Origin of the sequence: Kitasatospora sp. NPDC059827 (assembly GCF_042731675.1) — a bacterium.
GTDB lineage: Bacteria > Actinomycetota > Actinomycetes > Streptomycetales > Streptomycetaceae > Kitasatospora.
In genome coordinates this window covers 221,936-236,063 of the sequence record NZ_JBHWIV010000001.1, presented here as the reverse complement: position 1 = coordinate 236,063, position 14,128 = coordinate 221,936, and the positions used below count along the sequence as shown (strand labels likewise).

Sequence of the window (14,128 nt, the reverse complement as noted above, 5' to 3'; positions counted from 1 at the left end):
AAAGAGAGACGGCGATGGCCTTCGGCAACGCCCTACAGGCCGAACGCATCAAGTTCACCACCCTGCCCTCGCAGTGGGCGGCACCGCTCACCGCCCTGGCACTGACCGTCGGCATCACCGCGGCCGTCGGCGCCAGCGAGGGCCCCCCGGCGCCGGGCTCCGGCAAGGACCCGGCCGACATGATCTACTTCGGGCTGCTGTTCGGCCACGTCGCCGTGGCCTGCCTCGGAATCCTGCTGATCGGGCAGGAGTTCAACACCCGGATGCTCGGCACCTCGCTCACGGCGGTGCCCCGACGCGGCCGGCTGTACGGCGCCAAGCTCGCGCTCGGCGCCGGGCTGGGCCTGCTGCTCGGCCTGGTCTCGACGACGAGTTGCTTCCTCGCCGTCCGCGCCACCGCAGACCTGGACCTGTCGACCCCGGGCCTGACCCGCAGCTTCGTGGCGGGGGTGCTCTACCACCCGCTGATGGTGCTGCTCTGCCTCGGACTGACCGCGATGCTGGGCAACTTCAGCGCGGCACTTGGCCTGATCACCCCGATGGTGTTCCTCGGCACCACCTGGCTGGGCGCGATCCCCGGCGTCCGCGAGGTCGGACAGTTCCTGCCCGACCGGGGCGGCCTGTACGCGATGCGCACCCGGACCGAACCCGGCATCCACTACGGACACTGGACCGGACTGCTGATCATGGCGCTCTGGACGGCCGCGGCCGTCTACGGCGGGCTACGGGCGATGCGGCGGCACCAGGCCTCGGGCGAGTGACCGCCGGGAGCCGACCCGTGACAGCTGACAAGTGACAGAAAACAGATGACAGATAACAGCGAACAGATTTCGAAGTCTGTTCGCTGTTATCTGTTCGCTGTCATCTGTTCGCCGTCGCCTGTTCCCGGTCAGCCGCTCGCCGAACCGTCACCCCGTCACCCCGCGCCCGGGCGGGTCAGCCCGGCGTACGCCTTGGACAGGGTCGTGGTGATGCTGCCGACCTCGAAGGAGTGGCCGTCCACGCCGGACACCGGCTGCACCTCGTAGGCCGTGCCGGTGAGGAAGACTTCGTCGGCGCCCGGCAGTTCCTCGGGCTGGATGTGCCTCTCGTGGACGGGGATCCCCAGCTCCCGGGCGAGGGCCAGGACGGTCTGCCGGGTGATGCCGTCGAGGAAGGTGTCCGCGGTCGGCGTGTGCAGGGCCCCGTCGATCACCAGGAAGAGGTTGGCTCCGGTGGCCTCCGCCAGGTACCCGCGGTGGTCCAGGAGCAGGGCGTCGTCGCATCCGGCCGCCTCCGCCTCGTCGCGGGCGAGGGTGCAGATGTTGTACAACGACGCCGCTTTCGCCCGTACCGGCGCGGTGTCGGGGGACGGCCGCCGCCATCGGGACGTGCGCAGCCGGATGCCGCGGCTCTGCGCGTCGCCGGAGAACACGTGCGGCCACTCCCACGCGGCGATCGCGACGTGGACGGACGTCCCCGCCCCGGACACGCTGATCTGCTCGCTGCCCCGCCAGGCCACCGGCCTGACGTACCCGTCGACGATCCCCTGGTGCCGGATGGTCTCCTGCATGGCGGCGTCGAGTTCCGCAGGGCTGAAGGGGATACGGAAGTTCAGCTCCCCCGCCGAGGTGTGGAGGCGCTCGAAGTGCTCGGCGGACTTGAACGGCCGGCCGTCGTACACGCGGATGCCCTCGAAGATGCCGCCGCCGTAGTGCAGGCCGTGGGAGAGGACGTGCAGCTGGGCGTCGCGCCACGGCACGAACGCCCCGTCCAGCCAGATCACGCCGTCGCGGTCGTCGAACGGAACGGTGGTCACGCCTGCCCCTCGTGGTCGGTGTCGTCGATGTCATCGGTGTCATCGGTGTAGTCGATGCGGATGGACTGCTCCAGGAACCGGTGGAACTCCTCGGCCTCGGCGGTGTCCGCGTGGCGGGACAGCACGAACGCCGGGTAGCCGGTGAAATCCGGGTAGGGCCGCACGACGTCCCCGGGGAAGAGCATCTGCACGACGTGGTCGACCCTCGGGTCGTCGCGCAGTTCGGCCAGGCCGTGGATCGCGGTGATCCGTCCGGAACCGCCGCAGGGGACGATGTAGTTGGCCGCGGCCGCCACGGGTATCGGCGACGGGCCGGAGCCCAGGGGTTCGGTGGCGGTGCCGGCGGCGATCCGCAGTGCCTGGGCGGCGAAGTCGATGCCGGTCACCCCGGAGGCGATGTAGTGGGACACCCCGGAGCCCCCGATCCGGGCTCCCATCTCCAGCAGGTACGGCGTCTCGCCGCCACGCAGGCGCAGTTCCGTGTGGGTGGGCCCGTCGGTGATGCCGAGGGCCCGGTGCGCGGCGACCACCTCGCGCCGGACGGACTCCTGCACGGCGTCGGGCAGGGTGGCCGGTGCCCGGTAGACGCCCTCCTCGAAGTGCGGCCCCTGGGGGTCGCCCTTGTAGCCGATGGCCAGGACCCGCACGTCCCCGCCGTGGGCGAGGGACTCGACGGCGAACTCGGGGCCGTCCAGGTACTCCTCGACCACCAGGCCGTCCGTGCGGCCGAGCTTGTTCGCGGAGGTCTGCCACACCTCGTCCACGACGCTCTTGAGGCTCTGCGGGGTCTCCGCCTTGGTGACGCCGAGGCTGGAGAAGCCGTGGGCGGGCTTCACCACGACGGGGAAGGCCAGGCGCGCCGCCTTCTCCCAGTCGGCCGGGTCGTCCAGCCGGACGAAGCCCGGCACGTTGAGGCCGGCCGCGGCCAGACGCTCCCTCATGATGCGCTTGTCCTGCGCGCCGAGCGCCGCGTCGCGGCCGATTCCGGGGAGTCCGAGCAGCTCGGCGGCTTCGGCGACGAACGGCACGGCGGGGTCGTAGAGGGTGACGACGCCCTGGAAGGCGTTCGCCTCGTGCCGTCGCCGCAGGGCGTCCAGTGCGCCGGCCGGGTCGCCCTCGACGTCCAGCCGCAGGACGTCGACCACGGCCGGCGGCAACCGGTCCCCGGACACCGCTTCGTCGGGCCGGGGCACCAGCACGAGGTCGATCCCGGCCCGTTCGGCGCTCTCGAAGACCCAGGGGAGCGAGGTGCGCTGGTAGACCAGTACGAGGGTGGGCCTGGGGCTGTCCGCTGTCATCACGGGGTCCTTTGCGGTCACGAGGTGTTCTGCCGTCACGGGGTCCTTCGCCGTCACGATGTCCCCTGCCGGGCGGGCACTTCGGCCGCCTGCCCGGTGTGCGTCCCGTCCGGGGCCGCGGCGGCTGCGGGGGCCACCTCGGCCGCAGGGTCCACCTCGACCGCCTCGGCCGCGGCGCGCCCGACAGGGCGGGCACCGCCGATGGTGAGCCACACGCCGCCCCCGCACAGCAGGAGCAGCAGGATCACGAGCGGTCCGGGCGCGGCCTCCCGGCCCAGGGCCCACTCCCCCAGGCGCACCAGGAACGGCACCACGAGCGCGAGCGCGGAGGTGAACAACGGCCCCTTGCGCAGAATGAGTTCGTGCGAGATGAGGAAGACCGGGGCGGTGAGGACCGCGCCGAGGACCGCGATGCCGCCCCAGTCGGCCGGGGAGACGCCGCCGAGCGGGACGAACAGGGCGACCGCCAGCCCCAGCATGACCGTGCCCGCCCCGGTGACGGCGGGCAGGGCCGCGACCGGGGTCAGGTCCGCCATCCGCCGCCGGTAGACGTAGCCGTAGACCGCGTACGTGAAGGTGCCGCCGAGCGCCAGCAGGCTCCCGCCCGCGAGGGCGCCGCCGCCGGCCCCTGAGCCGGCGCCGCCGGCCGCGGAGCCGTCGGCGAGGGCGTACCCGCAGGCCGCGACGACGGCCAGCACCGTGCCCAGCACCTTGCGCGGCGAGGAGGGCTCGCGGAAGGCGGCGACCCCGATCACGAAGGTGATGCAGGGCAGCAGGGAGACGATCAGGCCGACCCGGGAGGCTCCGATGAAGCCGGTCCCGAGCAGCGTTCCGGAGTAGTACGCGAAGAAGCCGAGGAAGGCCAGGAGCACGACGGTTCCGCGGCGGGCGGTCGCGGCCCGGACGTCGGACCGCGACCGCGGGTACAGCAGGGCGATGACGGTGATGACCACGAAGCTGGCCGCCGTCCGCCCGGCCGCCACCGCCAGTGGGGGAACGCCGTCGACCAGCCGCCCGGCGAGCAGCCAGCCGGCGGCCAGCAGGGCGATCATCAGTGCCGAGAGGGCGGGCACCACGAGGTGTCCGCCCCGGCGGGGGCGCAGGGGCGCGCCCGTCACCATTCCGCCCGCTCGAACTCCAAGGCAGGCATCCGGTCCAGCCCCTGCTTGGCGCGCAGCAGGACCCGCTGGTCCTCGGTGAAGGCGTACCGCTGCCGTGCCCCACCGGCACCGGTACCCGCACCGGCACCAGCACCAGCACCAGCACCAGCACCAGCGGCCACGGCCACGGCCACGGCCACGGGCTCGGGCTCGGGCTCGGGAAGGTACCTGCGGACCAGCTCCTTGGCCGCCGAGCGGTACTCGTCGTCGGTCGTGACGGCGGCCTCCAACTCCTCGACCGTGGCGACGAATTCCCGCAGCGCGTCGAGGGCCTTGGTCCGGTCGAAGTGCAGCAGTCCGCCGTCGTCCGGGGAGCCGGCCAGCGCACCGTGCTCGCGCAGCCAGGAGTAGATGAACACCCCGGTGCCGGAGTCGAAGTTGCGGGTGGCGTCGTCCGCCTGCGGGTAGCGGAAGACCCGCTCCAGCAGGATCATGTCGACCTGTTCCGCCGCGAACGGGACGACACCGCTGTCCGCGCAGGCCAGCACGGTCTTGGCGTCGACCTTGATCTCCTCCAGCAGGCCGACGAACCAGTTCATCTTCAGCGAGATGTGCTGGTCGAACGGCCAGAGGCCCTGGTAGTGCATCGAGTCGTGCAGGTAGCCCCAGATGGCGCGGGCCTCGAAGCACACGTCGGCGTCCAGGCCCGTGGACGCCCGGGGCAGGGACTCCGGGGTCAGGACGGCCTCCGCGCCGCGCAGCGCGTAGGTCTCGTGGATCTTCCGCATCTTGTTGTAGAAGAACATGGCGTACGGCTGCTCGGTGATCTTGTCGTGAGCGGCCACGTTCTCCGGGAAGAACACCAGGCAGTTGCCCTGCCGGAAGCCCGCGCTGCCGGTGATCAGGACGAGCGACTGACAGTTGTTCTTGGGGTGCGGGTACGACCCGGCCAGCTCCGGCAGCGCGGCGGGCTCCTTGCGCAGCGCGAAGAAGCAGTCCAGTCGCTTGCCCACGGGCGGCGCGCTGTTGGTGCTCTGCAGCGGTGCGAGGAAGAAGACGGCCGAACCGTCCTCGGGCACCCGCAGGGCGTCCCGCGAGCGGGCGAAGTGCGGCTTGGTGTCGAGGCCGGCCGCGAGCCAGCCGTCGACGTCGGCGGCCAGCGCGGCCGCCTGGTCGTCCTGTCCGCGCCGCGCGTACCAGGCGCACGCCTCGTCGCGGATGCGGCCGAGCAGCGCGCGGTCCTGCGCGGTCGCGTCGGGGACGGTGCCGTCGTCCGCCTGACGCGCCCGGAAGCGGTCGACCTCCGGGATGAGGGAGCCGGCCAGTTCGTCGGCGTCGGCGAGCAGGTTCGCGGGGACGGGTGCGGTCGCGGTGGTCACAGGGCCGCTCCCACCGGGATCCGCCGCTCGTCCCCGGCGCCGACCGCCAGCACCTGATGGACCGTGAACACCATGGGTACGGGGCCGAAGTCCCGTACCACGCGCAGCCCTTGGTCCTCAGCCGCGACGATGGTGGTGATGCAGCCCTCGACGCGGCCCTCGGCGCACTCGATGGCCGCCCGGGAGTTGCTCAGGACCTCCCGGATCTCCGTGCCGTCGGGCACGAGACCCGTCGGCGCCGGGTGCGAGGCGACGGTGGCGGGCACGTCGACCCCGTTGGTGGCGAGCACCATGTTGTGCGTCGGCATGATGAAGCTGTCGACCATGTGCAGGCGGTGCAGGTTCCCGAACACCAAGGTGTGCAGCGCCGGGTAGACCGCGCAGGCGACCAGCGCGTGCCGTCCGTCGTCCGGTACGGCGTCGAGCGCGGACTCGATGGACGAGTGCAGCTCCACCGTCCCCCGGACTCCCCGGCGGCGCAGCCACTCGTGGGACGCTGCTTGCAGATTGGTGCCGCTAGGACCGAGCGTGTGCAGGTGCCGGACCTCGTCGACGTCCGCCCCGTTTTTGGCATGCCTCATCGGCTCCCCCTCCCCCAAAGAAAGAACACGGCGACCGTACCGGGTGGTTCCGGAAGGCCTCCGCTAGGAGAACATGCCCGCTGATAGTGATCAAGTGACTGCAGATGTGATCTCGGATGGCGGGCTCGCGCTGCCCGCTCCCGGCCGCCGCCGACCGGACGGCCCGCGACCGGGACTCCCCGTGCCGCGCAACCGCCTTTCTCCCGCGTGCCGTTGTGGTCGAAGTGCGCGTCAGCCGACCCGCAGGCCCAACGCCAGGGTCAGTTCGAGGACCCGGTCCGGTGACGCGAGATCCGGGAACAGGTCCCGCAGCTGCGACATCCGGTACCGGACCGTCTGAGGATGGACGAACAGCACCGCCGCCACCTCGTCCCGCCTGCCCTGGTGCAGCAGCCACGCCCGCAGCGTCTCCTCCAACCGCCGTGCGGTCGCGGCGGGCAAGGGCCGCAACGGCGCGAGGGCCCGGGCACGCAGGTCGGCGAACGCGTCCGCGTCGGCGCTCAGCACCAGCTCGGGCAGGTGGTCCTCGGTGTCGCGGATGTCGGCGGAGAGGGAGCGCGCGCGGACGGCTCGTGCGTACGAGGCGGACGCACGGATCCAGGGCCGGGCCGGGCCGACCACGGCGGTGCGGTCGGCCAACTGCCGCAGGAGGTGCGACCGGTCGGCATCGGGGACGAGCAGCACACCGGTGGCGTCGGGCAGATCGTCGAGGACGAGGGTGCCCGGGTCGAGCGTGCGGTAGGCGGGCCGGGCCTGAGCGGCGGGCAGCAGGACCGCGGTCAGCGAACCCGGAGGCTGCCACCCGGCCCGTTGGACGGCGGCCAGCAGCACGTCCGGGCTCGCGCCGGCGAGGAGGTCGCGGGCCAGGTGTTCCAGGTGGCGCTCCTGGGCCCGGCCCCGGGCGGCCAGTTCGTCGGCATGGCCCGCGGCGCTCGCGGCGGAGAGCTCGTCGATGTAGGCGAAGGTCAGTTCGGCGAACTTGGCGACCTCTGCGGCGGGCAGACCCGCGGGTACGGCACCCGCCGCCAGGCACCGCCAGGCCACCCGGGCGCCGACGCGGTAGGCGCTGAGCAGGGCGTCCATCGAACGGCCGTCGCGCACCTCGCCGCGGCCCAGCTCGTAGGCCGCGTCACCGGCGTCGCCGCCCGTGGCGCTCCCGCTCGCGAGGTCCAGGTAGTGCCCCAGGGCGGTGCGGACGGCCCGGCGGATGGTGCCGCCCATGCGGCCCGAGAGGGCGTTGGCGTACGGAGGGACCTCGTCGATGATCGCCTGGACGACCTCGTCGGCGGTGGCCGTCAGCGCGGCCCGGAGCGCGGCGACCGTCGTCCCGTCCAGGACCAGCTCGCTGGCCCTCCGGATGGCATGGCTCACGTTCTTGTTCCCTACGAACAATTCTACCGACCAGATTTACGTCCTGCGGTCAGGACTTTACGCCCTCAGGCGCAGCAAGCTGGAGTCATGACGAGTGCAGCCCTCCGCAGCAGGGCCTGGAAACTGCTGGAGATGGTCACGACGCCGCTGCTGCCGTCGGACTACCTCGACCTGGTCAGCCCGCTGCGGGCGGGCGCCGACCTGCGGGGGCGCGTCGAGGCCGTGCACCCCGAGACGGGTGACGCCGCGACCGTCGTGATCAGGCCGGGACGGGGCTGGCGCGGCCACACGGCCGGTCAGTACGTGCGGATCGGGGTCGACGTCGACGGGAGGCGCCTGTGGCGCGCCTACTCCGTCACCTCACCGACGAACCGCCGGGACGGCCGCATCACGATCACCGTGAAGGCGATCCCGGACGGCAAGGTCAGCAACCACCTGGTCCGCGGGGTGACCCCGGGCACGCTGGTCCAGCTCGACCAGCCGACCGGTGACTTCGTCCTGCCGCCCACCAGGCCCGCCAAGGTGCTCTACCTGACGGCCGGCAGCGGCATCACGCCCGTGATGGGCATGCTCCGCGACATCGAGCTGGACGACGTCGTCATGGTCCACTGCGCGCCGCGGCCGCAGGACGTGATCTTCCGCGACGAACTGCACGGCCTGGTCGCGGACGGGAAGCTGCGCCTCACCGAGGTGCACACCGCCACGGACGGCACACTCGACATCGCCCGTCTCGGTAAGCTCGTGCCCGACTGGGCCGAGCGCGAGACCTGGGCCTGCGGGCCCGCGGGCCTGCTCGACGCCGCGGAGCGGCACTGGAGCGAGCAGGGCGTCCGGGAGCGCCTGCACACCGAACGCTTCCGCCCCCGCATCGCCCTCGCCCGCGACGGCGGCGGCAACGGTGGCGGTGGCGAGGTCACGTTCAGCACCACCGGCAGGACCGTCGAGGCGGACGGCACCACGCCGTTGCTGGACATCGGCGAGGAGGCCGGTGTGCTCATGCCCTCCGGGTGCCGCATGGGCATCTGCTTCGGCTGCGTCACGCCGCTCAAGGCGGGCGCCGTCCGCGACCTGCGCACCGGCGAGATCACCGAGGCCGAGCCGGGCGTCCTCATCCAGACCTGCGTGTCCGCCGCGGCGGGCCCCTGCGACATCGAACGGTAGACGCACCTTGACCGCCATCGACCCCACCGCCCACCTGACCGCGGAGCAGATCGAGGAGCTCGGCCGCGAGCTGGACGCGATCCGCGACGAGGTGATCGCCGACCGCGGCGAGAAGGACGCCGCCTACATCCGCAAGGTCATCTCGACGCAGCGCAAGCTCGAACTGGCCAGCAGGGGCGTGCTGCTGTTCTCGATCTTCCCGCCCGCGTGGGTGCTGGGCACCGTCGGCCTGTCGGTGGCGAAGATCATGGACAACATGGAGATCGGCCACAACGTCCTGCACGGCCAGTGGGACTGGATGCGGGACCCGAAGATCCACTCCACCACCTGGGAGTGGGACCACGTCTCGCCGTCCGACCAGTGGAAGCACTCCCACAACGAGCTGCACCACACGTACACCAACGTGATCGGCAAGGACAACGACCTCGGCTACGGCATCATGCGCGTCGACGAGGACCAGAAGTGGCACCCGTTCCACCTCGGCCAGCCGCTGTGGAACTTCATCAACGCCTGCTTCTTCGAGTACGGCATCGCGGCGTACGACCTGGAGCTCGGCAAGAACCTGCGCAAGGACCGCCGCAGGAGCCCGGAGTTCCGCGCGCGGGCCAGGGCCGTGGGCCGCAAGATCCGCAAGCAGGTGCTCAAGGACTACGTGATCCACCCGCTGCTGTCGGGCCCGTCGTTCCTCACCACGCTCGCCGCCACGTTCACCGCGAACCTGGTCCGCAACATCTGGACCCACTCGGTGATCATGTGCGGGCACTTCCCCGAGGGCGTACAGGTCTTCGAGCGGCAGTCGATCAACGGCGAGACGCGCGGCCAGTGGTACCTGCGCCAGATGATGGGCTCGGCGAACATCAGCGGCAGCAGGGCCATGCACTTCATGAGCGGCAACCTGTCCCACCAGATCGAGCACCACCTGTTCCCGGACCTGCCGAGCAACCGGTACGCCGAGGTCGCGGTGAAGGTGCGCGCCCTGTTCGAGAAGTACGAGCTGGAGTACGTCACCGGGCCGCTGCCCAAGCAGGTCTTCTCCGCGTGGCACAAGGTCTTCCGGCTCTCGCTGCCGAACCGGAAGCCCAAGGCCAGGACGCCGGACCGCGGGAAGGAACTCGTCACGGCCTGATCCCGGCATCGGTTCCCCGGGCCCGGTTCCCCGGATTCGGTCCCCCGGGTTCGGTTCCCCGGGTTCGGTTCCCCGGGTGCCGACATCCCGTGGCGGCGTCAGCGTGCCGCGTTCACGGGCGCCGAAGGCGCAGGGTGGGGCAGTAGCGCTCGCCGCCTTCGAAAACGACGGTCGGCCCGGGGGCGATCTCCGTGAAGCCCGCGTCCCGGACCACCGGCAGCTCGCTGCGGACCAGTTCCTCCCACGCCCCTGGCTCCGCCGTGCGGACGGCGAGCGCGAAGCCCGACTCCGCCCACTCCTTGCGCTGCGCCTCGTCCAGCCGCCACCAGGCGAGCTGCGCCGCGTGGCCGGTCTGGGCCATGGTCTTGCCCGCGCTCATCTCCAGCTCCGGGTTGATCCACAGCACCGGCAGCCCCGGCGCGGGCGCGCCGACCTCGGCGGTCTCCTCCAGCTCCGTACCGGAGACCTGCAACTTCGCGAGGTCCTTCGGCCAGCCGTCCAGCGGGACCGGCGGGAACACCCGCACCTCGGCCTCCCGCCCCTGCACCGTGATGCCCGGCAGCTCGCCGGCCCGGCGCCACTCCCCGCCCCGGGCCCGCCGGACCACCTTGCGGATCCGGGCGTCCTCCCAGGCCGCGACCCGCTCCGTCCACTCCCCGTCCACCTCGGTCACCCGGGGGTCGGCGAGCAGGGTCAGCACCGCCCGCGCCGAGGTCTCCAGCGCGTCCGTACGCCCGGGCGGCGTGGCCTTCTCCAGCCGGACCAGCAGCGGCAGCACGTACTGCGGCCGCGCGTCGCGGTCCTCGGGGTCGGGAACGTCGCCGGGGGCGGGAGCGGGGGCCGGGTCATCGAACGGAGAAGTCACCCGTCCAGCATGCCAGCCCCGCCACCACCGCCCCGGCCCGCCCCCGTGCCCTCGGAGCGCGCCCCGAGCCGGCCGGCCGACCGGCCGGATTCAGCGCAGTCGCTGCCGCAGTTCGTCCACCGCCGCCCGGATCCCGGCGCTGTAGGCGTCCTCCGGCAGTGCGTCCAGGCTCCGGACCGCCCGTTCCAGCTGTTCGCGCGCGAGGTCGGGCTCCCCGAGCTTGAGGTGGTCGGAGGCCAGGTTGAGGTGCAGCGACGGATAGAAGGCCCGTACCTGGAGCGCGGACTCGTAGGTCCGGGCGCGCTCGGCGGTCAGCGAGTCGGCGGCCGCGAGGGCCCGCCGGTCCCACGCCAGTTCGGCCCGGGGGTCGTCCTGGAGGTCGGCCAGATAGTGCGCCAGGACGCAGCGGTGGAAGACGTCCCGCTCGCCCAGTTCCTCCCAGAGGGCCTCGAAGCTGGCCCGCGCCTCGGCGGTCCGCCCGCGCTGCGCCGCCCGCACGCCGTCCAGTCCGAGCGCGATCCGGCCGAGCGCCGACTCGTCCGGACCCGACTCCGCCGAGGACACACCGCGCACACCAGATACACCGGATCCGCCAGACACATCAGACACATCGGACATGCCCGCAGCCTAGGCCCTGACAGGGCCTGGGGCCGGTCCGGCGCATCCCGCCCGGCAAGGTCCGCCGGACAGGCCCGGCCGCCCGCTCAGCGCCGGTAGCCGCGCTGCGGGTCCCGCTCCTCGGCGTCCTCGTACATCAGGAACCAGCCCTCGGGGTGCGTCGCGGCCAGCAGCAGTTCGGTGCGCTGCTCCGCGCCGAGCTCCGGGTCGCCGTCGTCCGGCCCGAAGACGCCGAACAGTTCGTCGTGGCAGCCGTCCCAGTCGTAGTCGTACAGGTCGGCGGGCAGGTCGCCCATCATGTCGGCCACCGACTCGGGCTGGGAGCCCAGCAGCGTCCGGGCGTCCACCAGTGCCATCCGCAGCGCGATCTCATCGGCGAGGCAGCGCGGCAGCGGCCATTCGCCGAGCGCGAGGTCGTCGGCCAGGTCGTCGAAGGTCCGGGCCATGGTGCGCCGCCAGTTCCGGTGGAGCCGCCAAGTGCGCTGGGGCAGCCGGGCGAAGACCGTCCAGTCGACGTCCTCGCCGTCGACCACCGGGTCGTCCCCGTGCTCGTCGAGGTCGTCGTAGGCGGCATCGGCCAGGCCGAGCAACTGGGCGTGCAGCAGGCAGGCGGTGCGCGGGGTGAGGGTCCAGTCGGCGCCCGCGCCGCCCTCCTCGTCCTCGCCGTCCAGCGGGAACAGTTCGGCGAAGTCCGGGGTGAAGTCCTCGGTGACGCTGATCTCCAGCGTGCCGCCGATCGCCTCGACCCCGGGAATGGCGGCCACCAGCCGGTCCGGGTGGAGCAGCGCGCCGAGCGCCGCGTTGGCGTCCTCGGCCACCTCGCGCAGCAGTTCACGGCGCTGGCCGGCCGGGTCGATACCGTCGAAATCCAACTCCTCGACGGCCCTGATCGCGGCCGCGCGCAGCGCCGGCCAGTCATTGATCCGCAGGCCCAGCACCACCGTCGCCTCGATCTCCGGCGCGCCGGAGTACTCTGCCGCGCCCGGCCCCTGCGGATGATCGCTTCGCTCGCCCATGGGGCTACGGTACGGCTTTTCGGCCGCCCGATCACCGGTCCGGACCAGCTTCCGGAGAGCTTCTCGGCCACCGCCCGGCCGCGCCTCTGTCACCCGGACGCACGACACGGGCAGGATGGCCCCCATGGCTGACATCAACGAGTACGGCGGCGGGCAGGGCCCGAACGCCGACGTCATGGTCGTGACCACCAACGACATCCCCGGCTTCCGGGTCGACCACGTGATCGGCGAGGTCTTCGGGCTGACCGTGCGCAGCCGCCACATCGGCAGCCAGATCGGTGCCGGGCTCAAGTCGCTGATCGGCGGCGAGCTGCGGGGTCTGACGAAGACCCTGGTCGAGAGCCGCAACGAGGCGATGCAGCGGCTGATCGAGCAGACCAAGGCGCGCGGCGGCAACGCCGTCCTGATGATGCGCTTCGACGTGACGGAGGCGGCGGACGTCGGCACCGAGGTCTGCGCGTACGGCACCGCCGCGGTGATCTCGCCGATCGGCTGAGGCCCAGCACCTCACCGCGGACCTCGCTGCGAGTCTCACCGCGGACCTGACCGCTCCGCTCCGAGCGGGAACAGCCACCGCCACCCCAATGTTTCACGTGCGTGACTGTTTACGGTGCAACAGGTACAGCAGGGGCGACGGACGAAGCCGGCGCACGGCGCGTGGACGTCCTGGTGGTGGGTGCCGGACAGGCCGGACTGTCCGCCGCCTACCACCTCGGCCGCCGCGGCTTCGCCCCCTACCGGGCGGGAGTCGACGGCGGCTTCGTCGTGCTCGACGCCAACCCCGCCCCCGGCGGCGCCTGGGCCCACCGCTCGCCGTCCCTGCGAATGGCCACCGTGCACGGCTTCCACGACCTCCCGGACGCCGAACTCCCGGCACCCGACCCGGAAGCCCGCGCGCGGGAGGTGGTGCCGGGGTACTTCACGGCGTACGAGACCCGGCACGCGCTCCCGGTCGTGCGCCCGGTCGCGGTGCGCGCCGTACGCGCCGAGTCCGAGCGCCCCGACTCCCGGCTGCTGGTCGAGACCGACCGCGGCACCTGGTCCACCCGCGCGCTGATCAACGCCACCGGCACCTGGACCCGCCCGTTCCTCCCCCACTACCCCGGCCACTTCGCGGGCCGTCAGCTGCACTACGCCGAGTACCGCGGCCCCGAGGAGTTCGCGGGCCGGCGCGTCCTGGTGGTGGGCGGCGGCGCCTCGGCGATCCAGGTGCTGTCCGAAGTGGCCGCGGTCGGCGAGACGGTCTGGGTCACCCGCTCCGAGCCCGTCTTCCACGAGGGCCCGTTCACCCCCGAGTACGGGCGGGCGGTGGTCGCCAAGGTCGAGGAGCGGGTCCGCCAGGGCCTGCCGGTGCGCAGCGTGGTGAGCGTGACCGGCCTCGGCCCGTCCGTCGCCTACCGCCGTGCCGAGGAGCTGGGGGCGCTGCACCGCCGCCCGATGTTCGACCGGCTCACCGAGCACGGAGTCGCCTGGGGCGACCAGGAGTTGGCGGTGGACGCGATCGTCTGGGCGACCGGCTTCCGCCCCGAGGTCGGCCACCTCGCCCCGCTCGGCCTGCGCTCCCCCGGCGGCGGCATCGCGCTCACCGGCACCCGCGCCACCGCCGACCCGCGCGTCCACCTGGTCGGCTACGGGCCGTCCGCCAGCACCATCGGCGCCAACCGGGCGGGCCGCGCCGCCGTCAACGACCTGGTCGAGCTGCTCGGGGACCCGACCGGGCGGGCCGGCCGGGACGATCGGGACGATCGGGTCGGCGCGGCCGAGCGCGGGACCGTACCCGTCCCCGTACCCGTCCCCGCCGCCGTCCCCGCCTGA

General features: G+C 72.6%; 14 protein-coding genes. 5 read left to right on the top strand and 9 right to left on the bottom strand.

Features of this window, described 5'->3' with window-relative positions:
* Positions 1-14: 14 nt before the first annotated feature.
* Positions 15-761, top strand: coding sequence for a hypothetical protein (locus ACFV8H_RS01015; RefSeq protein ID WP_380395936.1), 747 nt, complete (start codon positions 15-17; stop codon positions 759-761).
* A gap of 155 nt (positions 762-916) precedes the next feature.
* Here the strand turns inward: ACFV8H_RS01015 and ACFV8H_RS01010 are convergent, their stop codons facing one another.
* The 6 genes from ACFV8H_RS01010 to ACFV8H_RS00985 all read right to left on the bottom strand — a co-directional run bounded on the left by ACFV8H_RS01010 (position 917) and on the right by ACFV8H_RS00985 (position 7,527).
* Positions 917-1,798, bottom strand: a complete 882-nt coding sequence (locus tag ACFV8H_RS01010) for a branched-chain amino acid aminotransferase (RefSeq protein ID WP_380395935.1) — start codon at positions 1,796-1,798, stop codon at positions 917-919.
* Positions 1,795-3,096, bottom strand: coding sequence for an ATP-grasp domain-containing protein (locus ACFV8H_RS01005; protein WP_380395934.1), 1,302 nt, complete (start codon positions 3,094-3,096; stop codon positions 1,795-1,797). The genes ACFV8H_RS01010 and ACFV8H_RS01005 overlap by 4 nt, the downstream gene beginning before the upstream one ends.
* 53 nt (positions 3,097-3,149) lie before the next feature.
* Entirely contained in the window at positions 3,150-4,169 is a 1,020-nt protein-coding gene (locus ACFV8H_RS01000; RefSeq protein ID WP_380395933.1) for a DMT family transporter, read from the bottom strand.
* 41 nt (positions 4,170-4,210) lie between these two features.
* Positions 4,211-5,575: a DUF6421 family protein gene (locus ACFV8H_RS00995; RefSeq protein ID WP_380395932.1), complete on the bottom strand. Its 1,365-nt coding sequence runs from the start codon at positions 5,573-5,575 to the stop codon at positions 4,211-4,213.
* On the bottom strand, positions 5,572-6,156 hold the full coding sequence (locus ACFV8H_RS00990; protein WP_380395931.1) for a bacilysin biosynthesis protein BacA: 585 nt from the start codon (positions 6,154-6,156) through the stop codon (positions 5,572-5,574). The genes ACFV8H_RS00995 and ACFV8H_RS00990 overlap by 4 nt, the downstream gene beginning before the upstream one ends.
* A 231-nt stretch (positions 6,157-6,387) precedes the next feature.
* A complete protein-coding gene (locus tag ACFV8H_RS00985; protein WP_380395930.1) occupies positions 6,388-7,527 on the bottom strand; it encodes a PucR family transcriptional regulator in 1,140 nt (379 codons plus the stop codon).
* Between the two features lie 87 nt (positions 7,528-7,614).
* Here ACFV8H_RS00985 and ACFV8H_RS00980 point away from each other — a divergent pair, with 87 nt between their 5' ends.
* Both ACFV8H_RS00980 and ACFV8H_RS00975 read left to right on the top strand, forming a co-directional pair.
* A complete protein-coding gene (locus tag ACFV8H_RS00980; protein WP_380395929.1) occupies positions 7,615-8,688 on the top strand; it encodes a ferredoxin reductase in 1,074 nt (357 codons plus the stop codon).
* A gap of 7 nt (positions 8,689-8,695) precedes the next feature.
* Complete coding sequence (locus ACFV8H_RS00975) at positions 8,696-9,814, top strand: fatty acid desaturase family protein (RefSeq protein WP_380395928.1); 1,119 nt, start codon at positions 8,696-8,698, stop codon at positions 9,812-9,814.
* Positions 9,815-9,926: 112 nt separating this feature from the next.
* Here ACFV8H_RS00975 and ACFV8H_RS00970 read toward each other — a convergent pair whose 3' ends face one another.
* The 3 genes from ACFV8H_RS00970 to ACFV8H_RS00960 form a co-directional block, all read right to left on the bottom strand.
* On the bottom strand, positions 9,927-10,679 hold the full coding sequence (locus ACFV8H_RS00970; RefSeq protein ID WP_380395927.1) for a peptidyl-tRNA hydrolase: 753 nt from the start codon (positions 10,677-10,679) through the stop codon (positions 9,927-9,929).
* A gap of 90 nt (positions 10,680-10,769) precedes the next feature.
* Entirely contained in the window at positions 10,770-11,243 is a 474-nt protein-coding gene (locus ACFV8H_RS00965; protein WP_380395926.1) for a hypothetical protein, read from the bottom strand.
* A 140-nt stretch (positions 11,244-11,383) separates the two neighbouring features.
* Positions 11,384-12,313: a hypothetical protein gene (locus ACFV8H_RS00960; protein WP_380395925.1), complete on the bottom strand. Its 930-nt coding sequence runs from the start codon at positions 12,311-12,313 to the stop codon at positions 11,384-11,386.
* A gap of 124 nt (positions 12,314-12,437) precedes the next feature.
* Here ACFV8H_RS00960 and ACFV8H_RS00955 point away from each other — a divergent pair, with 124 nt between their 5' ends.
* Both ACFV8H_RS00955 and ACFV8H_RS00950 read left to right on the top strand, forming a co-directional pair.
* Complete coding sequence (locus ACFV8H_RS00955) at positions 12,438-12,809, top strand: YbjQ family protein (RefSeq protein WP_375890615.1); 372 nt, start codon at positions 12,438-12,440, stop codon at positions 12,807-12,809.
* Between the two features lie 161 nt (positions 12,810-12,970).
* Entirely contained in the window at positions 12,971-14,128 is a 1,158-nt protein-coding gene (locus ACFV8H_RS00950; RefSeq protein ID WP_380395924.1) for an NAD(P)-binding domain-containing protein, read from the top strand.

Coding starts and splice junctions, on each gene's coding strand:
- ACFV8H_RS00960 (WP_380395925.1), bottom strand. CDS start 12,313: ATGGGCGAGCGAAGCGATCATCCGCAGGGGCCGGGCGCGGCAGAGTAC.
- ACFV8H_RS00955 (WP_375890615.1), top strand. CDS start 12,438: ATGGCTGACATCAACGAGTACGGCGGCGGGCAGGGCCCGAACGCCGAC.
- ACFV8H_RS01005 (WP_380395934.1), bottom strand. CDS start 3,096: ATGACAGCGGACAGCCCCAGGCCCACCCTCGTACTGGTCTACCAGCGC.
- ACFV8H_RS00990 (WP_380395931.1), bottom strand. CDS start 6,156: ATGAGGCATGCCAAAAACGGGGCGGACGTCGACGAGGTCCGGCACCTG.
- ACFV8H_RS00980 (WP_380395929.1), top strand. CDS start 7,615: ATGACGAGTGCAGCCCTCCGCAGCAGGGCCTGGAAACTGCTGGAGATG.
- ACFV8H_RS01015 (WP_380395936.1), top strand. CDS start 15: ATGGCCTTCGGCAACGCCCTACAGGCCGAACGCATCAAGTTCACCACC.